Below are 24,100 nucleotides of genomic sequence, written 5' to 3'. Positions count from 1 at the left end.
AGTGATCACTCCTTTACTGCGGTCACTTCTTCCACTTGACCTGCAGCCAGAGTCCCTTTAAAGAATACAGCGTGACGGTTCGCACGACGCGCAATCGCCTCTGCCGAGCAGGTAGCCTCAACCAGAACGAGACTCGCCTCATCGCCTGCTTTTGGCCACTGCTGTGTGCCCTGTGCGTCCAGTGTTGTTTTGCCGCCCGTAATAAAGCGCAGAGATTGAGACAGCGCCAGCTCATCTAAATAACGGTTGCGCTCTGCCAGTCTCCATAGACGCTCCAGCACATCACCGTTTCCATATGGCTGCCAGGTGTCAAAAATATTGTCGCAGCCTACCGCTACATCTACGCCATTTTGGTGCAGCAGCTGTACAGGCGGAATGATGCGGCTGTACGGAACGCTCGTGATGATCGTAATCCCTGCCTCGCGTAAAATGGCTGCCATTTCTTCCGCTTCTGCTACAGGAATATCGCCGAGTGCAAAAGCATGGCTGATCGCTACTCGTCCTTGCCAGCCAGCATCTACTGTCATTTGCGCCAGGCGCTTCATCGTGAACGTTCCCAGATGTCCAGGATCATGCAGATGCAAGTCTACTCCTGCATTTGCTTCAACAGCGAGCTCCATCATTTGGCTGAGGGATTCCTCGATGTCGCCATCCACATTTGCAGGGTCTACGCCGCCGACATGAGTCGCGCCTTGGCGCAGGGCATCACGGAGCAGCCCTTTCGCGTCGGTACGCAGCAAGCCGTGCTGCGGGAATGCCACGATTTCATGTGACAACCGCGTAGAATAGTCAGCCAACGCCTCTTTCACCGTTTCCAGATTCGTAATGCCAGCTTCGGGATAAATATCTACATGTGTACGAACATGCGTAGCTCCATACGATTGCAGGACAGCCAGCAAATTTTTGGCGCGCTCCTGTGTAGTCGTTGGCAAACCCGGGAGCGTACGCTTTTCAATCTCACACCGCTCAATGATATTGGATACCGGAATGACTGCACGCCATGGTTCTCCCATGAGTGTCTTGTCTAGATGAACGTGCTTTTCTACAAACGATGGCAGCGCCAGCAGACCTTTGGCATCCTTTTGCGCAATCCCGTCTTCGAGCGTTTCAGTCGCCGGAGTAATCCGTGCAAATTTTCCGTCTTTTATCAAGATGTGAAACAAGGATGCCTCAGTTCCAGCCACGATACCGTTTTCCACTCGGTAGCCCGTCTCCAAACGAACATTGGTCAACCAATAGGTAACACCCATTCACCATCCATCCTCTCTTATTGTCTATCCATGCCTTCCCTACCAATTATCTAGGAAGCACGAATACTTGATTTGCACAATCTTTACGTCTATTTTCACTATTTTTACGACTTGTTCAAATTGCCTTTACTTCATACATTTTTCTGATAACTTGAGACATAAGCAAAAGGAGGGTTGCATCATGAAGGTTGAGTACGCACCAACCAATCAAGCTCTTCCGCCAAAGGCAACGACTGCACGTCCAGGCAGATGGCGGACTTTTTACAGAAAGCTGCGCAAAAACAAACTGGCCATGGTAGGCGGCTGTATTGTCGTGTTTTACATCGCAATCGCCCTCTTGGCACCACTCATCGCTCCAAGCGATCCGTACGCAATTGATTTGGTGAACAAGCTGAAGCCGCCATCCGCCGAGCACTGGATGGGAACCGATGACAAGGGAAGAGATGTGCTTAGCCGTCTCTTATACGGAACACGCCTCTCGATGTCTGTCGGTTTTGTCTCTGTTTTTATTGGTGCTTTTTTCGGAATTATTCTCGGTCTGCTTTCCGGCTACTACGGAAAATGGGTAGATACCATTATCTCCCGCGTTATTGATGTTCTGCTTGCATTCCCAGGTATCCTGCTCTCCCTGGCCATCGTGAGTGCACTCGGTCCGAGTTTGTTTAACGTAATGGTCGCCGTCGGTGTATTCTCGATCCCTGTATTTGCACGGATTGTCCGCGGTTCTACCTTGACGGTGAAAAAACTGGAGTACATCGATGCGATTCGCTCTCTGGGTGCTAATGACTTCACTATCATTTTCAAACACATTTTTCCAAACATTCTGTCTCCAATCATCGTTCAAGCGACAATGCGTCTGGCAACCGCCATTCTTTCAGCGGCTGGCCTCTCGTTCCTCGGTCTTGGCGCACAGCCTCCACTGCCTGAATGGGGTGCGATGCTCAGTAACGGACGCGACTTTTTGTTTACAGCTCCTTATCTGGCTATGTTCCCAGGTCTTGCTATTGCGACACTGGTTCTCGGCTTCAACATTTTCGGAGACGGCCTCCGGGACGCTCTCGACCCTAGAATGAAACAATAGGAGGGAATGCTCAATGTTTGTCTACATTATCCGTCGCTTGCTGCAGATGATTCCCGTCCTGCTCGGTGTCATTCTGGTCGTCTTTTTGATCATGCAAATGGTTCCCGGCGACCCTGCTGTTCTGCTTGCAGGTGAAGGCGCTTCCGCAGAAACGATCGCCAAAATCCGGACACAGCTCGGCCTCGATCAGCCAATCATGGTCCAGTACTTCCACTACGTTACAGATGTAGCTACTGGTGATTTAGGTACGTCACTGCGCTCCAACTTGCCGGTTTTTGATGAAATTATGGCTCGTCTGCCTGCTACAATCGAGCTTGCTCTTGCAAGTATTTTTGTAACCATCGTGCTCGGTATGATCGCGGGTATCATCTCTGCTACCAAGCAATATTCTTGGGCAGACATCACGATCATGATCATCGCTTTGCTCGGCGTATCCTTGCCTAGCTTTTGGCTAGGTCTTTCCTTGATCTACTACTTCTCTGTGAAGCTTCATCTATTCCCTGTTGCCGGTTGGGGCACATGGCAGCACATGATTTTGCCAGCGATCACACTGGGTACTGGCGGCGCCGCGATTGTAGCTAGGATGACACGCTCCAGCATGCTCGACGTTGTACGTCAGGACTACATTCGCACTGCCAAAGCAAAAGGCCTCAAAGAGACAGTCATTATCTACAAGCATGCGCTTAAAAACGCGTTGATTCCGATCATCACTGTCGTAGGCTTGCAATTCGGTTTCCTGCTTGGCGGTACCGTTCTTGTCGAATCCGTTTTTGCCATCAATGGCCTTGGCCGCTTGATCGTAGATGCGATTCGCATGCGTGATTTGCCAGTCGTGCAGGGCGGTGTATTGATCGCATCCGTTATCTTCGTGTTCGTTAACCTGTTAGTCGATGTTTTGTATCGCTACTTCAATAAACGAATTGATCTGAGCTAAGGAGGGAGTAATCATGCCAAAGCAACAAGATGTAATCCTGGAAGTTCGCAACCGCAAACGCATTTTTTCACAGAAGATGGCGTCAGCAAAGCAGTGGATGGCGTTGATTTCTCTCTGAACAAAGGAGAGACGCTGGGTCTGGTTGGTGAATCGGGCTGTGGAAAAAGTATCACCTCCCTCTCGATTTTGCGTTTGATCGCCAGCCCTCCGGGAAAAATTGTAGGAGGAGAAATCCTCTTTAAAGGACAAAACCTGGTGACCAAATCCGAAGCTGAGATGCGGGCCATTCGCGGCAACGAAATTTCGATGATTTTCCAAGAGCCTATGACCTCACTCAACCCGGTTTATACGGTGGGTGAACAAATTGCCGAGGTACTTCGCTTGCACCAAAACATGGGACGCAAGGAAGCATGGGACAAAGCGGTGGATATGCTGAGACTCGTAGGTATCCCCTCTCCTGAAAAACGCGCAACGCAAGAACCACATGAGCTGTCCGGCGGGATGCGTCAGCGTGTGATGATTGCGATGGCACTGGCTTGCCGTCCTGAGATTTTGATCGCGGATGAACCGACGACCGCTTTGGATGTTACGATTCAGGCTCAGATTTTGGAGCTGATGAAAAAGCTTCAGGTCGAGATGGGCATGAGCACAATCATGATCACGCATGACCTGGGAGTTGTCGCTGAGACATGTGACCAAGTAGCGGTTATGTACGCAGGAAAAGTGGTAGAGTATACAACTGCAAAAAACTTGTTTGCAAGTCCGAAGCACCCTTACTCGGTGGGTCTGATGAACTCTCTTCCTCGCCTCGATGAGGATGTGGAAGAGCTGCAAGCGATCAAGGGGAACGTTCCTAGCCCATTCAATATGCCACAAGGCTGCCGTTTCGCACCTCGTTGCCCTCACGCGACGCAGTTGTGCCACGATAAGCTGCCAGAGCTGCTTTTGCAAGAGGATGAGAGCAAAGTACGCTGCTGGATGTATACTCCTGAGTGGGACGGCGCCAACCAGACTGTTACGGGAACGGGGGTTTGACAAACATGATCACACAAGCAGAATTGAAGAAAAAGCCGTTGCTGGAAGTAAACAACCTCAAGCAGCACTTCCCGATCAAAGGCGGAATCTTTGGTCGCACCGTCAACCACGTAAAAGCCGTTGACGATATCAGCTTCACGATTTACGAAGGAGAAACGCTCAGTATCGTAGGCGAGTCCGGTTGCGGTAAATCCACCACCGGTCGTGCGATTCTCCGTCTGGATGAACCGACTAGCGGCTCCGTATTTTTTGAAGGCCAAGATTTGCTGGCGATGTCCAAATCGCGAATGCGTGACATGCGCAAGCATCTTCAGGTCATTTTTCAGGACCCGTTTGCATCCCTGAATCCACGTCAATCCGTGTCCCAAATTCTCGGTGAGGCGCTGGCGATTCAAAACATCGTTCCTGCGGGCAAGCGTCGCGAGCGAATCATCGAGCTGCTCGGCTATGTAGGCTTGCGTCCAGACCAGATTGACCGCTTCCCGCACGAATTCAGTGGCGGACAGCGTCAACGAATCGGGATTGCCCGTGCACTCGCCATGCAGCCGAAGCTGATCATTTGTGACGAGGCAGTATCCGCACTGGACGTATCGATTCAAGCGCAAGTGCTGAATCTGTTAAAATCATTGCAACGTCAGTTTAAACTAACCTATTTGTTCATCTCCCATGATTTGGGCGTCGTTCGCCACATCTCTGATCGAGTCATGGTTATGTATCTCGGAAAAGTCGTCGAGATCGCTGATAAAAAATCGCTGTTTGACAACCCGCAGCATCCTTATACCCAGGCACTTTTGTCTGCTATTCCGGTACCAGACGCGAGCAAAAAACAGGAGCGCATCATCCTGCGCGGTGATGTACCATCTCCAATTAATCCGCCAACGGGATGCCGCTTCCACACTCGCTGCCCACATGCTGTGGAGCGTTGCAAAACAGAGGTTCCAGCACTCACAAGTCTGCACGATACCCATCAGGTAGCTTGCCATCTCGTTCAATAGAGATTAAATTTTTCTAAAAAGAAAATGGATATCCAGGCAACATGATATGATGTAACTGCGAAAAATCACTACGGCATCCGTACAGAAGGGATCTCATGATAAGCTTCGAGGGTTTCACGTTGCTCATTCTGTTGTTTATTTTGGCTCCTATCATAGGAGCTATTGCTTTATTGTTTTTGTTTATTTTTGAAAAGCGGATTGATTTATTGGAGAACCGCAATGTTAAGATCGAGCTGGAAAAGGAGCTGCAACAGGCCCTTTACAATCAATTAAATCAACAGATTCAACCCCATTTTCTGTTCAATACGCTCAATGTCATCTTGAGTCTGGCAAGGCTAAACCGAACGAAGGAGCTGGTGAGAGCCCTAGAGGTTCTCTCCCAGTTCCTCAAATTCAAATACAAGTCAACTGAGCCGCTGATTTCGCTGTCCAGAGAAATCCAATATACAGAGCAGTATTTGGAGATACAAAAGCTGCGTTTTGGCAGCCGCCTCTCTATCCAACTGGACTGTCCCGATGATCTACTAATGGCCTCTATCCCCCCTTTCGTCCTCCAAACCCTCGTGGAAAATGCCTTCAAGCATGGTTTGGAACGAAAGATGGGAGAAGCCCTGCTAGAGATTCGGATTAGCCCGAAAGAGGAAGATGTTCTGCTCGAAGTCATCGATAACGGCTCCTCTGGTCTCACTGCCTTTCAGGAGGATGGCGAAGCGATAGTGGATCAACACCATGAGAAGAGCGGTCACGGATTGGACAACATCCGCAGGCGGCTCCACCTTTGTTTTGGTGATCATGCAAGCCTGGAGCTGACACCTGTGGCAGAAGGCGGAACCCATGTGACCGTACAATGGCCTTTTATTTATGAACAAATCGACGTGAGGTGAGAGCATGAACGTACTGCTAGTGGATGACGAACCGTTAGAGCTGGAACAACTAGAATATTTAATCCAGCCGATGTTTCCCTTGTGGAACTTGTACAAGGCGGCAGATGGCAGTCAAGCTATGGCTATCAGTCAGAAGGTGCCTCTTCATCTCGCCTTTCTGGATATTAATCTGCCGGGAAAATCGGGGCTGGCGCTTGGCGAGGAGCTGCGAGCTCAGCATAAAGAAATTGAGTTGATCATCGTCACTGCCTATCAAGATTTTCATTATGCCAAGCAATCGATCCGTCTTGGTGTTGTGGATTATATAACGAAGCCTGTCATTGAAAATGAGCTCGTCGAGATCTTGAAAAAATATCAAAAAAGCCCGGCGCTCTCGGCATACACGCGAATCATTTCCGATGCGATGAACATCATCCATCAAAAATTCGCGGAGAAGCTGAACCTCGCCGATTTGGCGTCCGAGGTTCATATCAATCCTACTTATTTGAGTCGGCGCTTCCATGAAGAGGTTGGCGTATCCTTTTCTGAGTATCTCATGCAATACCGAATCCAAATGTCCAAAAAATTCCTGATTGGCCACCCGGACTGGAGCATTTCAACGGTAGCAGAGCGAACAGGCTTTAACAGCCAGCATTATTTCAGCACCATTTTTCGAAAAGTGGTCGGAAAAACACCGAAAGAATATCGGGACAAGGGGAATGTAACTTGACCTACTTATCATTTCGCGAGTATGTGATGGGCGCTGCCAAGATCGGCATTGGCCTCGGCGTCGTCTCCATCCTCGCCCGCTGGGTGACGGGCAACACCATCTTTGGCTCGCCTGAGGCATTGGTCAAATACGGGATCTTTGGCGGAATAGGCTTTGCCCTGATGGGAGCTTTTGCGCTCAGTGCATTCGGGTTTTTGGGGCGCAGAGTGCGGCGTGAATTGTCTGAGGGTATGACGATCGGGGATTACATGCGGGGGAAGCTCCATCCTTTTGGCTACTGGCTGATGATTATCATTTTGCTCATCACGACTGTCGAAGGCATGTTCGTTCAAGGTATGGCGGGCGGAGTGCTTCTAAACATCCTGTTTGGTTTGCCTATTCCACTCGGTCTGCTCTGCTTTTTTATTTTTTGCGTCCTGTTTGCTGGAATTGGCGGGATTCGTTCTATCCACCGGTTTGCCATCGTTCAAATTGTCATTACCTTTGCGGCGGCGATCCTGATTCCCGTCTACTTTTTTGTGGGAAAGGGCGTAGAGCACGTCTACAACGGCTTGCGGCTATACCATCCGTACTTGCTGGTGCTAAACAATTACGAAGGACTCTTTTTCATCATCACAGGGCTTTTAATCGGCTTTGGACAAGTCTTCGTCGATCAGGCTTCCTGGCAGAGACTGTACATGATGGAGGAAAAGAAGGTAGTACCGACCTTTCTTTTGTCTGGACTGATCTTTGCCACAGTCCCTCTCTCTTTTTCTTCGCTCATCATCATTGTGATTTTCACTGGCGGCTTCGATGATATTTACTCGCTGCTCTTTGATCTGGTACGGAAGATCGATACGATGTTTTTGCTCATTTTGTTTGTACTATGCTCATTTGGTGCCATCATGTCTGCCTTTGGTGCGGGTCTTCACTCAATGATCAGCCTCATGGTAAACAACGTCTATCAATTGTTTCGTCCGCATGCAACAGAGCGGCAAAAAATTCGCTTGAGCTATATTCTGGCGATCGCGATTGGCGCCCTGTCATTTTGTCTCACCCTTTACTTTCAACCAACACTGCTTGACCTGCTGTTTTTCTTTGGGATCATATACGCCTCATTGTTTTTGCCTGTTGTCGTTATCGTTTTGACACAGGGCAAGGCACATAATTTTATTTTGATCAGTGCGGGAATTGGTTTAGCCGCCGGCTACGGCAGCAGGGTATTTGTGGACAACATGAAAGCGATCTGGATCGCTTCCTCCAGCACCGCCCTGACCTTGCTTGCGTACTTGTGTGTCACCTGGCTATGGAGAAACTATTTCCGGACACCAGAACGACCTGATTCGCAATAATTCCGCTTTGATTGAACAGGAAGGAACGAATGTCATGCTACGCTCCTATTTACTGCTCATCTTTTGTGTCACCGCCTGGGGCAGTAATTTTGTCTTTGGAAAAATGCTGGTCGCCGAGTTTTCCCCCCTGTTCTTGTCGGCGATGCGCTTATTGTTTATTTCTCTCTTTTTGCTGATTTGGGCAAAAGGACGCTTGAAAATCCCTTCCCTCTCCCGAACAGACTGGCTGCTGCTGGCAGCACTTGGGATCGTTGGTGTCTTTATTAATCAATGGTCGTTTTATAAGGGGCTTGTGACTGCTGATCCAACTACCTCGGCGCTCATTTTGGCTCTGACGCCGATCACGACAGCCCTTTTGGCAGCCCTGTTTCTAAAGGAATCCTTGACCGGTCGCATGGCCATCGGATCGGTGATTGGTACCGCAGGTGTACTGTTCGTCATCTATACGGGCGCTGAGCTGCATTTTGACGCAGGCATTCTATGGATTTTTCTGACGATGCTCACCTTTGCGGCATCCATTATTCTCGTTCGGGTATTGGGGCATCGGCTTCCCCCGCTCGTCACGACGCTTTTCTCCAATTTGATTGGCTTTGGCTCCATGCTTCCATTTGTGCTCGTCAGCCTGCCTGCGGCAACCATAAGCCCAAGCATTTCTTCTTGGCTGCTCTTGTTTGTCACTGCCGTGATCATGCACGGAATCGTGACCCTGATCTGGAACAGTCAGCTGCAAAAGGTCGGAGCTGCCAAAGCAGCAATGTTTTCCAACCTGGAGCCGTTTATCGCCATGGTCTTTGGATTTTTCCTCCTGGCGAAGCCCGTCACGGCTATGCAATTATTTGGCGCCGTGCTAATCATTGGTGGCGTGACGTTGACCACTACCTCTAAAGAGCCTAAGCAGCAGCAACAAGGTCAGCTCAAGCCTTTCTCCTCGTAGTGACGATACCTGATCGTTAGCCAAATCCTTTTCATACAAAAAAGGTCGGAATTATGGTTGTGATTCACAAATCCTGTGGAGTATACTAGCAGTAAAGCGAGGAGGAGCGATCCATGTCTACTGTAAAGCTATCCCAATGGGAAACGATGTTGCTGGAGGCAGCTCGTGCCCATGGATTTGTTGATGAAGAAATCATTCACAAGCTGCGCTCAGGAAACACAGAGCCTTTTTTGGATGTAGAGGGCGGTAAATACGATTTCACACATCTTTTTGAGCTTTCCAAAAACGATCCGCAGACGCTGGAAAAAGCGATCCGCGAGGGCTATCAAATCAAATTCACGACATTTAACGGAATCAAATTCATTTTGAACAAACGGTATGATATACAGGCAGATCGAGATTATCAGGTCGCCGGCGACACGCTTGATCAGGTGCCTCTCAAAGACGAAGCACTTGCTTGGCTGAGACAAGCGATTTCGAAAAACTGGCGGATTGTTGAGCTGGAAAAGCGTGCGGACTCTGGTGAGACGCTTGTGCGCTTTGAACTGGCGACCTCTGCCTCGTAGGAAATATATGAACTGAACAAAAGAGCACTCTCCCCCAGCGGAAAGTGCTCTTTTTTCATTCATAGATGACTCGTCAGCCTTTTACTGCACCTTGCGTCAACCCTTCTACTAGGTACTTTTGACAAAACGCAAATAACAGCATGGTAGGGATAACAGATAGTACAGTTGCTGCTGACATTGCTCCCCATTCAATATCAAACTTCTTGATAAAAGCATTCATCGCTACCGGAATCGTTTTGACCGACTCCTCGTCAATGAACAAGACTGCCATAATCAGCTCATTCCAGCACTGAACAAATGCAAAGATGAATGTGGCGGCAATCCCAGGGAGCATAATCGGAACAATGACGCGAAACAGTGCGCTGATACGGGAGCAGCCGTCCATCATTGCCGCTTCCTCCAAGGCCGTCGGAATACGCTGAAAGAAACCAGACATGATGATCGTACAAAACGGAATGAGCATGACCGTGTAGATCAGCATGAGAGATGCGAGACTGTTTAAGATATGCATCTTGGACATCATGACATACAACGGCGCCATGCCGATGAACATCGGGATCATCTGCGTGATCAAAAAGCCGAACATAACCTGACGTTTCCCCCGAAATGAAAAGCGTGCGAGTACATAGCCGCCAAGCATCGCAATGACAACTACAATGGACGAGGCGACAAGCGAGACGAGAAAGCTGTTCCAAATGTACACCTGAAAATGGGATATTCGGAAGATTTCAATGTAATTCTGAAAGGTAACCTGGTCGGGCCAATAGCTGATCGGCAGTGAAAAAATTTCCTTTTGCCCTTTGAGTGATGTGATAACAATCCAGTACAGGGGAAAAATCGCGAAAGCCAAAAAGCTACCTAGCACGACCACCCTTCCTGTCCTCCACCATAGATGGTCTCGATCCATCTAAAAGTCCCCTCCCTTCTCCACCTTGGTCGCTTTCACGTAGAAAACGGTAAATAGCAGTAGAATTAACACGATGATGACCCCAATCGCCGATGCTTGACCATAATCCTGGCCGAAGATGACCTTATCGATCATATAGGTCGCAAAAATATGCGTTGAGCCTGCAGGACCTCCATTTGTCATCGAATAGATGATATCAGGGAAGTTCAGTATCCAGATCACCCGAAGCAAAATCGTCACAAGCATGGTAGGCATAATGTATGGCAGTGTCACACTCCAAAACTGCTGAAACCGCCCAGCACCATCCATCGCTGCCGCTTCATACAGCTCCTCGGGAATCGACTGGAGTGCAGCCAGAATCATGATCGCAAAGAAAGCGACTCCGTACCAAATGTTTGCGATAATGACTGCAGCCATCGCCCATTTTCCGTCCGCTAAAAAAGGAATGGGGGCATCTATCAAGCCTGACCTCAGCAAAAGATCGTTGATCACGCCGAATTGTGCATTAAACATCCAGCGCCAGATCAGCCCGATCAAAAAGCCGGACATCGCCCACGGAAAGAAGACAAACGCCTGATAAATTCCTCTCCCCCGAAAACGACGACGCATCATCAGCGCAAGTGCGAAGCCAAACAACAGCTGAAAAAACAAGGAGATAACTACCCAGTAGGCACTGTTCATCGCAACCCGCGGGAATTCGGGGCTCGTCACTACATTTACGAAATTGTCCAATCCGATAAACTCGATATTTAGCAGATCAAACAACGTGTAGTTTTGAAAGGACATGATCACGCCGCGCAAAAGCGGATAGTACGTAAATACAGAAACAAACAATATCGCAGGCAAAAGGCACAGGAGGATGAATGCTCCTTCCCTCGAGATACGAAATGTTTTTTTCCGTTCCGGTACGAGCGGCTTCGTCTTTATGACGATGGGTTTTTGTGTTTGCACGACTGTCTTCCCCCTCGCCTATTTCCGTTCTGCCTTTTCTTTTGTCCAATACTGATCCCACTTCTTCAAGAGATCCTCTGCAGACAGCTGGTCTAGCAAATAGCTCTGGATTTCTTTGTCTGCCGTGCTTTGCCACGCTCCCCAGCCCTTGTAATCAACTGGTCTGGAAACATCCAGGAAGGTAGCTGGCTGTTGATTCATTTCGATAAACGGCTTGAAGTAGCCTGACTTGTAAAATTCATCTTCAGCTGCACTCTTCACTACAGGGATGACAGAGGTCTTTTTGGCAAAATGCGTGGCTTGCTCTGGATCGGATAGGAATTCAATCAGCTTCCACGCCTCTTCCTTATGCTTAGAATAGGCAGTCATTCCCCAGCCCGGTCCGCCTACGACCTGCTGAGCCACGCCAGATGGTCCGACTGGTATTGGAGCCGTAGCCCAAGTTCCTTCCTGCATCTTTTCTTTGGCTCCATCGATGACGTCAGGGTCTTGGATCAGCATAGCAGTAGAGCCTGCTACAAAGCCCTGGACCATCTCCTGAAAGCCCCAGCTCACGGAATCGGCTGACGACGCTTCCTTGTACAGCTGCTTATAGTACCGCATCGCTTCGAGAGACTCCGGTGTAGAAAAGAGTGTGCGTCCATCCTTTAAGAAAAATGCCGAAGCCGGATCTACTTGTGTGCCGTTGTACGCCCACATCGTGATCAGCGCGTAATCCCAGCCGGTCGAGCCGCCACGGAAGCTATACCCGAAGCGATTTTTCGCAGGGTCTGTCAGTTTTTTCCCTGCTGCCAACAGCTCGTCCCATGTTTTCGGGACCTCTATGCCCGCTTCCTTAAACCAGTCTGTCCGGTAATACAGGACTCGCTGATACAACCCATTCGGAATGTAGTACGGGGTATTATCAACCCATGTCGCGCGGCGCTTTGCCACATCTGTGAGCTGATCGTAATTTTGCCATTTATCCGTGTACGGCTTCAAATTCTCGATAAACCCGTTCATCGAAAACTGCTTGGCATTGAATTCTCGCACTTCCAGTACATCCAGCTCTTCCTTTGCCATGAGCATCTGGGTAATTTTTTGGTCTGCTCCCTCAAACGGAGGGGAAATTAAATCGACCTTGATACCCGGGTTTTTTTCTTCAAACTTTGCGAGCATCCCCTTTAACATCTCGGTCCGTTGTGGACTGGTAATGCTCTCAACCATCTTCAGTTTGACGGTTTGTCCACTTTGCTCACTGCCAGACCCCGACGCCGGTGACTTAGCCTCTGGAGCAGCGGAAGGCTGGCTACATCCTACCAGCAATGCTGTCGCGACACTCATCTGGAGTGCCATAGAAATCCAAGAACGAATTCCCATACACGAACCCCCTCGTTTATATTTGTAGGACAGTTCGTATTATAATAAATATTCTGAATAATAAGTTTTGATATCTTTACCAATCTTTGCATTATCTTTACTCGTTTTCGCTGTTAGGAAAGAGCCTCGTCAAAAACAGCTTCGATTGCCTCGGCATCCTCAGAAACCACAAACAAAATATAGGATTGATTGGCTTTTAAGACATGCCGTTCGACGAGGTAAAATTCCTTCGGGCGGTAGTCCTTCAGCTTACGCTTCTGAGCTTCAATCCTCTCCCTGATTTTTTCCTGAACGCTTTCCGCTTGATCTGCCTGTTTCACTTTGATCAGAGCCAGTTCATTCGCCTTCACGTTGGAGGTCGCGGTGTACAGTACAAAATCCTCGACTTCCTTTTCATCGATTTGGTACAGCTTCTTGAGCCTGTTCATATCCCCTTTTTGCATCTCTTCCAAAGAAACTGCTTGCTTGATACGCTCTTCAACTGCACTAATGGAAACGTCTTTGCTATCTTCGTTCATGCCGGAACAGCCTACCAAATTGCCGCATAAGATCAAAACGACGGACAGGAAACACAGACCATTCCACTTTCTTCTGTTTAGCATCGTTCTTGCCCTCCCTTGTTTTTCATTCCACAGAATCTCCTACTTTTTTTATGGATGGATCTTCAAAAAATGTAGAGATGTTGTACAAAATCAGCATTTCATCCATGTGCTGCTCTCTCGCAAGCTTCCATACATCCCCGTCGTAATATCTGAGGTCCACTACGTCAATTTCGCTGAAATGCGGCGTCAAAAAAGGGAGAAAGCTGTTGGCATACGAATCTTTCACGACGAGCAGTCTTCTTTTCTCCTGACTGCTTGTTTTGATTCGGATCAAGCCGTGATTCCCATTGAAAAACACGGTGTATTTATCCTTCTTGGCGAGATTTCCCATGTCGTACATCGAATGTGAGCTTTTCTTCTCATCGAGATTCTCCACAGTCAAGCGCTCTTGCTCCCTCGGCTCGTAAAGCTCAATGGAGTCAGGCTGTACGTGCCTGAACCCGCTTTTTGAATAGAGAGAACCATAGAACCCGCTGGTAACCTGACGAATCGTGAAATCCTCTTCATTCTTCGGTGTAAATCCCATCGCCCTCCCCAGCTCCCGATAGGCGATGAAAGCGCCCTTGGTCGTCCAGTGATGGTCTGTTTTATAATAAATCGGCTGCTCTTTGTTTGCCTCCAGCGCCGGATATACATCGATCCATCGTATGCTGCCCGGAAGAGCTCGCCTGACCTCGTCAGAGTAGGCCCGTTCATCACTGCCTGGGGCATAGCGCGGTAATTTGTCCGCAAGCACGGTAACAGCCGTAGGAACCAGCATCACATATTTGCGTAGCTTGGGCGAAGCCTCGTCAAAGGCTTGAATCGCTTTTATCTTGTCTTGTACATCTCCCTTTTCGGGACGGGTAAACTTTTGAAGCAAATACCCGTCCTTGCCGAGGTAAACTCCGTTGCTCTCTTTCTTTCCCATCCCCCGATCAACATTGGCTTTGAGTCCAATCCACAGGTTCCTTAGCATAAACTGATCGGATAGGTACGCTTCAAATTCCGAAGCAAACTTGCCTGTCACCAGCTTGGAAAGCGAAAATTTCGGGAGCTGCTGCAGCATCCTGTTCTCCGATTCGGAAAAGTCTTCACTTGGGGTCAAGAGGTTGACAGCCAATATCACTCCGGTAAACAGCAGCAGCAAAATGGCGATTGCACGATAGTAGGCCTGGGCGCATCCCTTCAAAATAAATCCCCTCCTTAAAAACGAAAGTATAGGAATGGATTGTACGTTACATGAACCAGATAGGCTGTTGACGCCATGAGCATGATGAAAGAAAGGGTGAAAGCGGCAACCGATCCAAATCGCGGGAACTTGCTTCTGATAGTTAACAGTGCTTTGCGAGGCAGCGGGGTAGCGCAAAGTCCGAGGATGAGCAGTAGCAGGGCGTTCGTCGAAAGATCGTAAAGCGACTGGTCGTCCACGAATCCATGTGCTCCCACACCAAACATCGTTCTGATAAAGGCCATAGCTGCGGACAGATGCTCAAATTCGAAAAATACCCAGCCGATGATCACGATGAGCAGTGTGTAGACATGGCTGATGAAGGCCGGGAAGCGCTGAAGCCATTTCAAGAGAACCAGCTTTTCGGCCGTGACAAAAAAGCCAAAATACAGACCCCATATGATAAAATTCCAGCTCGCTCCATGCCACAATCCAGTGACAAACCACACCACAAACAGGTTTCTGAATTGCTTTTGCATACCAACCCGATTGCCGCCGAGCGGAATATAGATATATTCCCGGAACCAGGTCCCCAGAGAAATATGCCACCTCCGCCAAAATTCTGTAATACTCTTAGAAATATAGGGATAACGAAAATTCTCCATGAATTCGAAGCCGAACATTCTCCCTAAACCGCGCGCCATATCTGAATATCCGCTAAAGTCGAAATAAATTTGAAAAGTGAAAGCGATAATGCCAAGCCAGGCTGAAAGAACCGACAGCTCACCCGCAGGCGTCGCTTTCACACTTGTCCACAATAGTCCGATATTGTTGGCGAGAAGCACCTTTTTCGCAAGTCCCGTCATCACTAATTCCGCACCTTCCCCGAACCGGTCCAGTGTGACCCTGCGGGTGGTCAATTGCTCGGCAATCTCTCCGTATTTGACAATTGGTCCTGCGACAAGCTGCGGGAACATCGTCACGTAGGCGCCGAAGGAGATCAGATTCCTCTGAACAGCCACCTTCCCTCGGTACACATCGACAACATAAGACATCGTTTGGAATGTGTAGAAGGATATTCCCACCGGCAGTGGAAGCGCCTCTGCCTGCAAGTTCATGGCAAACAACAAATTCACATTGTCGAGGACGAAGCCAGCATATTTGAAGAAGCCCAAAATTCCCAAGCTCCCCACTAGGGATAGGAGCAGAACTCCACGTGCAATCGCCTTGCGCTGCCTGTATTTCTCGATCAGTATCCCATTCACATAGTCAAATACGGTCGAGAAGATCATGAGGAAAATGTAGACCGGCTCGCCCCATGCATAAAAGATCAGGCTTGCGACGAGCAGGACGGCATTTCTGAGCGTATTTGGCGATAAATAGTAGATCAGAATAGTGACCGGCAGAAAAAGGAATAGAAATAATAGGCTGCTAAAAACCAATCTCCCGTCACCTCCAGTCGTTCACCCGTTTGCAGGTTAATTCACCTGATCTTTCAGCAAATCCAGCATACGAGTATAAAACTTCGGTTTAAAATGAACGCCGTCCGAAGTGAACACATCCTGATCGTCCGAAGCGATGGAGGATACATCCGCATACGCAATCTTTTGCTTGGCAGCCAGTTCTTTCAGCCTGTGATTATACTCACTGATATGTTTGTAAGCTGGCGTTTCCTTCTCCACTTCTGCCGTGACCGGAGTAACCGATAAAACCGTTATGGCGGCATCCGGAAGCTTCCCCTTGATGCCCTCTATCAATTTCTCGTAATAGTTCAGCGAGTATTGCATCGGGTTGTCGGTTATTTGAGGAGGCAGCAAGAGATCATCCGATCCCAGCATGATGAATACGAATTTCGGGTTGCGCTTGGTCAAATCATCGATGTTTGCTAACGCCAGCTCGGTTGTCTTTCCCGCATCTCCTATGACATTCTCCTCATTCAAAATGTCATGGTAGGACAACCCCTCTGTAATGGAATCACCCAGAAACACAGTGTTTTGAAAGATTGTTTTATAGGAAGCTGCAGTTGCTGCCTCCCCCGGATTGACTTGAATCTGAGATGTCGGGCTTTGTTGGTTTTGGCCAGCTTGCTCATTGCCGCATGCTGACAAGGCCAAAGCGAAACTTCCCATGATTAGTGTTGAAATTACTTTTTTTACCATATTCATTGTTCTCTCCTTATTTGAAATTCATCTGATCCCTCGTGCCCTCCGGTATTGAGCATCTCCTTTCTTGTTCGTTCCAGAGTGAGTTTACTAGTCAGAGATAAAGATCAGATGCAGATTCTATCAATTTGATTTATAGAAACATGACGGCAGCGTGCCAGGCAGCAACAAAAAAGAAGCTTCCCCCAAAGGTCGGAAAACCCTTTGGGAAAGCTCCTTGTGATTGGAACGGCTTGTCTACTCTTTTTTATTCAGATAAAAATAGAACATCACGCCTTCTGCAGTATTTTTTGCGCCATACGGAACGTTATGCAGCTCCAGTATCTTTTTGGCGATAGCGAGTCCAAGCCCGGTTCCTCCACTTGAACGCTGGCGGGACGGCTCGCCGCGATAGAAACGATCCCATATCTTCTCCAACTGCTCATTTGGAATATGGGCCCCCTTATTTTCGATCGTTACTTTCACGGTATTTTTCTCTTCAATAGCCGACACCATAATGGATTCTTGTTCTGGCGTGTAGCGAATCGCGTTTGTGAGAAAATTAACGATCACTTGCTCAATCCGGTTTTGATTGGCCACGACTTCGACCTGAGCAAGCTGAGAATACAAGCGCAATTGTTTGTTCTCTATCTGCAACTGCAAATTCTGGCAGATGTGCTCAATCACCGTATCGATATAAAACGAGTCCAGCTTCAGCTTATATGTGCCCGATTCATACTTCGCCAGCTCCAGCATATCTACGATCAGCAAATCCATTCTTTTCACTTCATCTTCCATCGCCGCAAAATAATACTCCCGCTTATGGCTCGCAACCCCGTCTCGAAGGATGGAGAGGCAGCTTTGAATGACGCTTAATGGGGTTTTCAATTCATGGGACACCCCGGAAATAAATTCTTTTCGTGTATTCTCCAGCTGCTTCTCCTTCTCAATGTCTTGCTCCAGCCGATTGATGTGGGAATGCAGACGTTCGGAAAGCTCGTTGATATTCCTTGATAGCTCACCAATCTCATCCTTGGTCGTTACGGGAATTTTCTCAGAAAAGTCCAGGCCGGCCATTTTTTGTGTCGTCTGATTGATTCGCAGCAGCGGACGGGCAAGCCAGCGGGAAAAATAAAACGATGCCAAGAGCACGAGCAGCAGTGTGGCGACGATGATATAAATATAATATCGCTGCATCACGCTCGCAGCTTCACTCACAGGCTGCAGCGAAGTCATCGCAAACATGTAAGCAGGCTTCCCGTTTCGATCTTCGATGCGGTCCACGAATATTTTGTAATTCACATGGTTTTCTTCAAAGCTCATCATCTGACTTTCGTTTGCGCTGCTGTCATAGTCTCCGTATAGAAGATCCGCTTGAAAGGCTTTGATCCGATCCAGAAACAAATGGTTCGTATAGCGCGAGATTCCTGCCCCATCCGGAATCCGAACTTTCGCAATGGTTCCGCTGACAAGCACAGTAGGATATTTCTCATGATAAACAGTCGGATTCTTAAATCGGGGAACGACTTCATATTCTTTCTTCACCATCTGCTGATTTGCCAGTTGATCTTCCTCTCTCAAATTGCGGCTACTCCTTCCCATCCGCTGCGGCACCAAATGATTATTCATGATTAAGCCTTCAATGGCGATCCCTCCCCCTTCTTTAATCCATGGATCAAGAAACGAAGCGCCTCTGCTAAAGTCCTCCACCTGCATGACCGTGTAGAGCGGAATGGTTAACGTTTTACCCGAAAGCTCGGGGAAGTCATCGGAGCGATCCAGCCTGACCTCCATGAAAAAATCGTCGGTCTGTTCGATATTGCCCATGGCATCCACGAATGTAATCCAGGTGTTGTGTTTTTGATAAAATTCCTGTTCGCGTCTGGCCGCATCCTCTGCGTCACCGTCATTTTTCAGGGAGTCCTGTTGATAAGACTGGAGGGCTGCCATCACATCCTCCACCTTTTGATGCTCATAAAATTGTTTGAAGAATACGGTTTGTCCTCCAAAAATGATCGCCAAAATGAACAGACACAACCCGGTCGTTACCAGAAACAGCTTACGCACAATTCCATTTTTCATAGCTGATCCTCAAATTTATAGCCTGATCGAACGACGGTGACGATGAATTTGGCATGCTCTCCCAGCTTGGAACGCAGATTGCGAATATGACTGTTAACCGTACGATCATCCCCCACGAAATCATATCCCCAAATTTTCATGATTAATTGTTCCCTCGTGATAATGATCCCTTTATTTTTCATCAGATGCGCCAAGATTTCAAATTCCGTATGCGTCAAGCTACAGCTCGCCCCGTCGACCGAAACGGTACGGGATGGGAAATGGACAGTAACGCCGCTTATGGACAGGGTATCGTCCTCTGATTCCGGTTGATGCCGTCTTTGCAGCAGCCGTTTTGCCCGTGCCAGTAGTATGGCAGGACTGTACGGCTTCGTTACATAGTCGTCCGCACCCAGCTCGAAGCCAAGCAACGCATCATCCTCGTCCGAACGCGCTGTCAGTATGATGATCGGTACGTTCGACACCTTGCGAATGCGCTGGCACACTGACCACCCATCCAATTCAGGCAGCATGATGTCCAAAATGATCAAATGCACGTCATGCTCCTGGAATAACGCCAGCCCTTGTTTCCCATCGCCTGCCTCCAGCACTTCAAAACCTTCCTCGAGCAAATAATCCTTGATGACTTCCCGTAAAATAGGCTCATCTTCCACAATCAATATCGTCTTTGCCATGTAACAACCTCACTACGTTTTTTGAAAGCAGCACTTCTACGCCTGCCTGATTTACTGGATATCCTATCACGATTGCAAAAACTAGACAAACACGTTCAAGAGTAAACCTGCAACGGAAAGATGCTATAATGAAAACGTTCAAGAAGCCATTTACGTTCTGAAATAGGAAGGAGACTCACCCATGAATACAAAGCAATTGGATCGCATTCACACGGGAAAAGGATTTATCGCTGCGTTGGACCAAAGCGGCGGAAGCACGCCAAAGGCGCTGTTGCAATACGGCATTTCAGAGGACAGCTATTCCACTGAAGAAGAGATGTATGCCCTGGTTCATGAGATGAGAACGCGTATTATCAAAAGTCCTGCGTTTCATTCCGAGCATATTTTGGGTGCCATTCTTTTTGAAAACACGATGGAGCGTTTCATTGACGGGCAATTGACCGCCGACTATCTTTGGGAGCAAAAAGGCATCGTGCCTTTTCTGAAAGTCGATAAAGGGCTCGCCGAGCTGGAAGACGGCGTTCAGCTCATGAAGCCTATCTCCGGTCTGAACGAACTGCTACAGCGGGCACGGTCGCGCAATATTTTCGGAACGAAAATGCGCTCTGTGATCAAGGAAGCCAATGCTGTCGGAATCAAAAAAGTCGTGGAGCAACAGTTTGAGATCGGCAACCAAATCGCTCAGATGGGACTGGTTCCGATTATTGAACCGGAAGTGGATATTTACAGCGCGGATAAGGCAGCATCGGAAAAACTGTTGAAGGATGAGATTTCCGCTCAATTAGCTGCTCTTGGCAAAGACGTAAAAATCATGCTGAAGCTCTCCATACCAACAGAAGACAACTTCTACCGCGATCTCATGGACGATCCTCATGTCGTTCGAATCGTTGCTTTGTCTGGCGGCTACTCGCAAGCAGAAGCAAACGAAAAGCTGTCCCGAAACGACGGATTGATCGCCAGCTTCTCCCGCGCCTTGTCACAGGACCTCACTGCTGGACAGTCTGATGAGGAATTCAACGCGACTCTCGCTTCGTCCGTTCAAGGCATTTACAAAGCCTCTCTGTAATTCCGTTAAAAGATAGACTGCAAAAATCCCGTTCCACATTGAGTGTGAAACGGGATTTTTTATATGGCAGGGAATACGCTCTAGGCACTCGCCCGAACCAGCATCCGAAGTCCTAGCAAAGCAGCCCATGCCTGGCGTTCTGCCTTGAAGAAGAAGCGTAGGGGCATTTCACTTTCTACAAAGACGAGAGTGTCGCCAGCGCTTGCACGCAGCTCGAATTCGGCTCCTGCTACATCGGCTACAGGGATGCCTTCACGCAGAAAAATGCGTAAATTTCCACCTTCTGCTGATTGATATGTACCAACCAGTCTCTCCAGCTCGTCTTTGCTCGCCTCGTAGACAGGCTCTTGCGGTTCTTTTTCCTCCACCGGCAGCTCTAGCGCTGCGTTCACAGCGGCTAGCCATACATTGCGGATCGGCACATTGTCGAGATTGGACAACACTGCTACTACCAGTCCTTGTTCTGGGACAAAGCCAAAGTTGGAGGAAACGCCAGGCTGTCCCCCTCCATGCTCCACAAGTGTAGCTCCGTGATAATCAGGAGTCATTTTGAGGGCATAGCCGTACCACGTATTTCTCGCCAATCTGTGGACCGGCTGCCACATCGTACGGAGCAGCGCTGCACTGGCTATTTCTTTTTTCTCATAGCTGCCTTCATTGACAAACAGTTGACCATACTTCATCAAGTCCAGCACGTTTGAACGAATCCCACCGCCAACCTCATAATTCCCGAGCGTGGGCCATTGTGCCTTTTCCACGGGGCGGTCTCCCCCTTTTTGCACATAAGGAACGGACACATCATCCAGGCGCGCCACCTCTTCGAGACTAAATGTGCTTCGATGCATCTCCAGTGGCTCCAGCAGCTGATCCGTCATATATCTGCGGTAGAGTCGTCCGGTTACGCGCTCAATAATGGCTCCCAGCAGCAAGAACATGTCATTACAGTAGCTAATATACTCACCAGGCTCTCCGAGTGGATCGTAAGTAAGGGAGCCTACGTACTCCAAATGATCATTTAATTTCGTCAATTCTTCCCGGCGAAGCAGTGGCGGTACTCCTGAAGTGTGGGATAGCAGATGACGGATTTTGATCTTTTCGGGATCAGCTTGTCCACCTGGACGAAAGGACGGAATGTATTTGCAAACGGGGTCGTCAAGTGAAAGCTTTCCTGCTGCAGCCAGCTGCATGATTGCCACTGCCGTAAACGACTTGGTGACAGAGGCGATTCCAAATACAGTCGATGGTGTTACTGGCTCCTTTGTATCCAGATTACGGACACCAAAGCCTTTTTGATAAATCACTTGTCCATGACGTGAGATAGCAAGAGAAATTCCCGGAACGCGATGCTCTTCCATGAATTTTTCGACATAGGCATTCAAACTCGATTCGCTTGCAAGCTTCATTACATCTCCCCCCATGCATGGACGATGCGCCCTTTTCTCCCTTTCGTCGTTACCGCTTGCGTAAGTGAATTGTAAATCGCTTCTTCTGTCGCTTCAGCAGCCGCCGCAAACAGCTGATTCATGAGGGGATGATCCTCTCGCAGCTGCATCCGCGACTCCTGATAGCCCTCTGCCTTGTGCATAATGCGCTGCGCAGTAGAAAAGGCGATCACTATATCCCCGCTGCCATGTCCAAAATGACTGCCTGTACGTCCCAGCCCGATCCCCGCGCGCTTTGCGACACGGAGCAGCTGACGATCACTTAGCGGCGCGTCTGTCGCCAGCACCATAATAATCGAGCCGTCCTCAGCCTTTTCTACGGAAGGTGCTTCTTTTAATTGATCAGCAAACAGCTTGTCTCCCAAAAATTCTGTCTTGCTGCCAAAATTACTGAGCACCAGCGCCCCTACTGTAAAAGACTGCTCATCTCCTGCAATCACTCGTGAAGAAGAACCGATGCCGCCCTTGTAGCCAAAGGCGACCATACCTGTCCCGGCACCTACCGCTCCTTCCTCTACAGGAGCTTCTGACGCTCGCAGGATGGCTTCCCTGGCATCCTCCGGCCTTACGACACAGCGCCGAATTGAATTGAGATGACCATCGTTGCATTCCCCCACCACGATGTTGATCGTCCCTGTCGTATCTCCGATTTCCTCATTCGTATCGAGCATGTATTGCAGCGTTCCCTGCGTCACAGCAGGCACGGAAAAGGTGTTGGTCAGCATGATCGGCGACTCGATCACACCCAGCTCGTTAACCTGAACGAGTCCGGTCGTTTTGCCGAAGCCATTGATCACATAGCTGGCAGCGGTCACTTTTTCCCGAAACAGACTGTCTCCATGAGGCAAAATTGCGGTTACACCTGTGCAAGCATAGTCATCGTCCGCTCCTGCAAGCTCCTGCTGAATGGTCACATGACCTACGCGCACACCTGCTACGTCCGTAATATCATTTTTTTCCCCTGTAGGGAGCTGTCCGATCGTCACGCCATATTCCCGAATTTTTTGCTTTTTCTTTTGTGTCATCCTTCTATCCAACCCTTTCTCCCGTCACCTGTGTAAAGGACCGCCTACAGAGGGCGATTGCGCAAAAAGTTTTCGGAGGCAAAGCCGCGTACTTCCTCCTCGGTGTATCGCTTTAATAGCTCATTGATTAGGTTTTGACTGACACCCGCATGCTCCAGCCCTACTACCTTTGCCGTGATGCCATCAAAATCGGAGCCCAATCCGATGTTCCGTACTCCACCCAGTGAGCAAAAATGCTCGATATGTCTGATCAAATCGTCAATCGTGGTCGCTCCTGACTCCTTGATAAACATCGGGCAATAGACAACATGCACGTTTGCCCCTTTGGCGAACATCGCTCTTGCCTGCTCGTCCGTCAAGTTCCGCGGGTTGTTACAGATTGCTTTTGCATTAGAATGACTTGCAATCGGGTATTTTGCTATTTCCATTGTATCCCAAAAGCTCGTCTCAGACAGGTGGGAAACGTCGGTCAAGATTTTATGTTCGTTATGAAATTGAATGATTTCCTTGCCAAACGTGGTCAGACCCGCATTCCTCGGCTCCAAGACACCATCTGCTGCAAGATTCGCCGGATTCCAGGTCAGTCCTACTGAGCGTACCCCCAATTGATAAAGAATGTTCAGCTTCTTCAGATCATTCCCGATCGGCTCGACCCCTTCCAGCGTCAGAATCGCTCCGACTTCTCCCTCTTGCAGCATGTCTATCTCGTGCCATTCGCGAATCTGCTTCATCTCAGGATGTTTACCCAGAACCTCTACATAAAAATAGTGGATTTGATCCAATGCCGCCTGAAATCTTTGGTCAGATGGCATATCCGGAGATGTAAAAATGGCAAAGCATTGCACCTTTACGCCACCTTGCAGCAGGCGTTGTTTGTTGACATCCAGCTCCTCTGCATCTGCAAAGGCCAGCTTCCCTTGTTTTTCCCAGATTTTCAATAACGCATCACAGTGAAAATCAATAATATTCATGCTTGTCATAG

General features: G+C 48.7%; 22 protein-coding genes and 1 pseudogene. 10 read left to right on the top strand and 13 right to left on the bottom strand.

The annotated features are described in order from the left end of the window. Positions 1-5 precede the first annotated feature (5 nt). Entirely contained in the window at positions 6-1,250 is a 1,245-nt protein-coding gene (locus tag C3B52_RS08715) for an amidohydrolase (RefSeq protein ID WP_103105690.1), read from the bottom strand. Between the two features lie 181 nt (positions 1,251-1,431). Between C3B52_RS08715 and C3B52_RS08710 the strand changes: the two genes are divergently transcribed. The 9 genes and pseudogenes from C3B52_RS08710 to C3B52_RS08670 all read left to right on the top strand — a co-directional run bounded on the left by C3B52_RS08710 (position 1,432) and on the right by C3B52_RS08670 (position 9,719). Continuing rightward, complete coding sequence (locus C3B52_RS08710) at positions 1,432-2,331, top strand: ABC transporter permease (RefSeq protein WP_103105689.1); 900 nt, start codon at positions 1,432-1,434, stop codon at positions 2,329-2,331. A 13-nt stretch (positions 2,332-2,344) separates the two neighbouring features. After that, the gene (nikB, locus tag C3B52_RS08705) at positions 2,345-3,265 is read left to right on the top strand and encodes a nickel ABC transporter permease (RefSeq protein ID WP_103105688.1); all 921 of its coding nucleotides are present in this window, start codon (positions 2,345-2,347) and stop codon (positions 3,263-3,265) included. A 13-nt stretch (positions 3,266-3,278) separates the two neighbouring features. Then, positions 3,279-4,300 (top strand): annotated as a pseudogene (locus C3B52_RS08700) (ABC transporter ATP-binding protein). Positions 4,301-4,305: 5 nt separating this feature from the next. Next, complete coding sequence (locus C3B52_RS08695) at positions 4,306-5,295, top strand: ABC transporter ATP-binding protein (RefSeq protein ID WP_103105687.1); 990 nt, start codon at positions 4,306-4,308, stop codon at positions 5,293-5,295. Between the two features lie 95 nt (positions 5,296-5,390). Continuing rightward, complete coding sequence (locus tag C3B52_RS08690; RefSeq protein ID WP_103105686.1) at positions 5,391-6,179, top strand: sensor histidine kinase; 789 nt, start codon at positions 5,391-5,393, stop codon at positions 6,177-6,179. 4 nt (positions 6,180-6,183) lie between these two features. Further along, entirely contained in the window at positions 6,184-6,888 is a 705-nt protein-coding gene (locus C3B52_RS08685; protein WP_103105685.1) for a response regulator transcription factor, read from the top strand. Then, positions 6,885-8,219 carry a sodium:solute symporter family transporter gene (locus C3B52_RS08680; protein WP_103105684.1) on the top strand — a complete coding sequence of 445 codons (1,335 nt, stop codon included), beginning with the start codon at positions 6,885-6,887 and terminating at the stop codon, positions 8,217-8,219. The genes C3B52_RS08685 and C3B52_RS08680 overlap by 4 nt, the downstream gene beginning before the upstream one ends. Before the next feature lie 34 nt (positions 8,220-8,253). Further along, complete coding sequence (locus tag C3B52_RS08675; protein WP_103105683.1) at positions 8,254-9,153, top strand: DMT family transporter; 900 nt, start codon at positions 8,254-8,256, stop codon at positions 9,151-9,153. Positions 9,154-9,266: 113 nt separating this feature from the next. After that, entirely contained in the window at positions 9,267-9,719 is a 453-nt protein-coding gene (locus tag C3B52_RS08670; protein ID WP_103105682.1) for a hypothetical protein, read from the top strand. Positions 9,720-9,792: 73 nt separating this feature from the next. On the opposite strand, the gene C3B52_RS08665 is transcribed toward C3B52_RS08670, so the two are convergent. The 9 genes from C3B52_RS08665 to C3B52_RS08625 form a co-directional block, all read right to left on the bottom strand. Next, complete coding sequence (locus C3B52_RS08665) at positions 9,793-10,626, bottom strand: carbohydrate ABC transporter permease (RefSeq protein WP_103105681.1); 834 nt, start codon at positions 10,624-10,626, stop codon at positions 9,793-9,795. Then, positions 10,627-11,577, bottom strand: coding sequence for a carbohydrate ABC transporter permease (locus tag C3B52_RS08660; RefSeq protein ID WP_103105680.1), 951 nt, complete (start codon positions 11,575-11,577; stop codon positions 10,627-10,629). 18 nt (positions 11,578-11,595) lie between these two features. After that, complete coding sequence (locus C3B52_RS08655; protein WP_103105679.1) at positions 11,596-12,936, bottom strand: ABC transporter substrate-binding protein; 1,341 nt, start codon at positions 12,934-12,936, stop codon at positions 11,596-11,598. 113 nt (positions 12,937-13,049) lie between these two features. Next, on the bottom strand, positions 13,050-13,538 hold the full coding sequence (locus C3B52_RS08650; protein ID WP_103105678.1) for a DUF4358 domain-containing protein: 489 nt from the start codon (positions 13,536-13,538) through the stop codon (positions 13,050-13,052). Between the two features lie 22 nt (positions 13,539-13,560). Next, entirely contained in the window at positions 13,561-14,709 is a 1,149-nt protein-coding gene (locus C3B52_RS08645) for a DHHW family protein (protein ID WP_235615641.1), read from the bottom strand. Between the two features lie 14 nt (positions 14,710-14,723). Then, on the bottom strand, positions 14,724-16,130 hold the full coding sequence (locus C3B52_RS08640) for an MBOAT family O-acyltransferase (RefSeq protein ID WP_103105677.1): 1,407 nt from the start codon (positions 16,128-16,130) through the stop codon (positions 14,724-14,726). Positions 16,131-16,166: 36 nt separating this feature from the next. Continuing rightward, positions 16,167-16,853: a GDSL-type esterase/lipase family protein gene (locus C3B52_RS08635; protein WP_103105676.1), complete on the bottom strand. Its 687-nt coding sequence runs from the start codon at positions 16,851-16,853 to the stop codon at positions 16,167-16,169. A gap of 234 nt (positions 16,854-17,087) precedes the next feature. After that, entirely contained in the window at positions 17,088-18,911 is a 1,824-nt protein-coding gene (locus C3B52_RS08630; protein WP_103105675.1) for a sensor histidine kinase, read from the bottom strand. Continuing rightward, complete coding sequence (locus C3B52_RS08625) at positions 18,908-19,585, bottom strand: response regulator transcription factor (protein WP_103105674.1); 678 nt, start codon at positions 19,583-19,585, stop codon at positions 18,908-18,910. The genes C3B52_RS08630 and C3B52_RS08625 overlap by 4 nt, the downstream gene beginning before the upstream one ends. A 181-nt stretch (positions 19,586-19,766) precedes the next feature. Between C3B52_RS08625 and C3B52_RS08620 the strand changes: the two genes are divergently transcribed. Continuing rightward, the gene (locus C3B52_RS08620; RefSeq protein WP_103105673.1) at positions 19,767-20,651 is read left to right on the top strand and encodes a fructose bisphosphate aldolase; all 885 of its coding nucleotides are present in this window, start codon (positions 19,767-19,769) and stop codon (positions 20,649-20,651) included. An 80-nt stretch (positions 20,652-20,731) separates the two neighbouring features. Here C3B52_RS08620 and C3B52_RS08615 read toward each other — a convergent pair whose 3' ends face one another. From C3B52_RS08615 to C3B52_RS08605, 3 genes are read right to left on the bottom strand one after another with little or no spacing between them, the layout of a single operon-like run. Beyond that, a complete protein-coding gene (locus C3B52_RS08615) occupies positions 20,732-22,054 on the bottom strand; it encodes a serine hydrolase domain-containing protein (RefSeq protein ID WP_103105672.1) in 1,323 nt (440 codons plus the stop codon). Continuing rightward, positions 22,054-23,118 (bottom strand): P1 family peptidase, encoded by a 1,065-nt coding sequence (locus C3B52_RS08610; RefSeq protein ID WP_103105671.1) that lies wholly within the window; start codon positions 23,116-23,118, stop codon positions 22,054-22,056. The genes C3B52_RS08615 and C3B52_RS08610 overlap by 1 nt, the downstream gene beginning before the upstream one ends. A gap of 44 nt (positions 23,119-23,162) precedes the next feature. Next, complete coding sequence (locus tag C3B52_RS08605) at positions 23,163-24,098, bottom strand: dipeptidase (RefSeq protein ID WP_103105853.1); 936 nt, start codon at positions 24,096-24,098, stop codon at positions 23,163-23,165. Positions 24,099-24,100: the final 2 nt, after the last annotated feature.

The sequence above is a fragment of the Brevibacillus reuszeri genome, from assembly GCF_002897295.1.
GTDB classification, from domain to species: Bacteria; Bacillota; Bacilli; order Brevibacillales; family Brevibacillaceae; genus Brevibacillus; species Brevibacillus reuszeri_A.
Note: the sequence above shows the minus strand (reverse complement) of the source record. Positions and strands in the feature narration are given on the sequence as shown.

Bases quoted from the DNA above. Each gene is read 5' to 3' on its own strand.
- C3B52_RS08715 (WP_103105690.1), bottom strand. From the start codon at position 1,250: ATGGGTGTTACCTATTGGTTGACCAATGTTCGTTTGGAGACGGGCTAC.
- C3B52_RS08710 (WP_103105689.1), top strand. From the start codon at position 1,432: ATGAAGGTTGAGTACGCACCAACCAATCAAGCTCTTCCGCCAAAGGCA.
- nikB (WP_103105688.1), top strand. From the start codon at position 2,345: ATGTTTGTCTACATTATCCGTCGCTTGCTGCAGATGATTCCCGTCCTG.
- C3B52_RS08695 (WP_103105687.1), top strand. From the start codon at position 4,306: ATGATCACACAAGCAGAATTGAAGAAAAAGCCGTTGCTGGAAGTAAAC.
- C3B52_RS08690 (WP_103105686.1), top strand. From the start codon at position 5,391: ATGATAAGCTTCGAGGGTTTCACGTTGCTCATTCTGTTGTTTATTTTG.
- C3B52_RS08685 (WP_103105685.1), top strand. From the start codon at position 6,184: ATGAACGTACTGCTAGTGGATGACGAACCGTTAGAGCTGGAACAACTA.
- C3B52_RS08675 (WP_103105683.1), top strand. From the start codon at position 8,254: ATGCTACGCTCCTATTTACTGCTCATCTTTTGTGTCACCGCCTGGGGC.
- C3B52_RS08670 (WP_103105682.1), top strand. From the start codon at position 9,267: ATGTCTACTGTAAAGCTATCCCAATGGGAAACGATGTTGCTGGAGGCA.
- C3B52_RS08665 (WP_103105681.1), bottom strand. From the start codon at position 10,626: ATGGATCGAGACCATCTATGGTGGAGGACAGGAAGGGTGGTCGTGCTA.
- C3B52_RS08655 (WP_103105679.1), bottom strand. From the start codon at position 12,936: ATGGGAATTCGTTCTTGGATTTCTATGGCACTCCAGATGAGTGTCGCG.
- C3B52_RS08650 (WP_103105678.1), bottom strand. From the start codon at position 13,538: ATGCTAAACAGAAGAAAGTGGAATGGTCTGTGTTTCCTGTCCGTCGTT.
- C3B52_RS08635 (WP_103105676.1), bottom strand. From the start codon at position 16,853: ATGAATATGGTAAAAAAAGTAATTTCAACACTAATCATGGGAAGTTTC.
- C3B52_RS08630 (WP_103105675.1), bottom strand. From the start codon at position 18,911: ATGAAAAATGGAATTGTGCGTAAGCTGTTTCTGGTAACGACCGGGTTG.
- C3B52_RS08625 (WP_103105674.1), bottom strand. From the start codon at position 19,585: ATGGCAAAGACGATATTGATTGTGGAAGATGAGCCTATTTTACGGGAA.
- C3B52_RS08620 (WP_103105673.1), top strand. From the start codon at position 19,767: ATGAATACAAAGCAATTGGATCGCATTCACACGGGAAAAGGATTTATC.
- C3B52_RS08615 (WP_103105672.1), bottom strand. From the start codon at position 22,054: ATGAAGCTTGCAAGCGAATCGAGTTTGAATGCCTATGTCGAAAAATTC.
- C3B52_RS08610 (WP_103105671.1), bottom strand. From the start codon at position 23,118: ATGACACAAAAGAAAAAGCAAAAAATTCGGGAATATGGCGTGACGATC.
- C3B52_RS08605 (WP_103105853.1), bottom strand. From the start codon at position 24,098: ATGACAAGCATGAATATTATTGATTTTCACTGTGATGCGTTATTGAAA.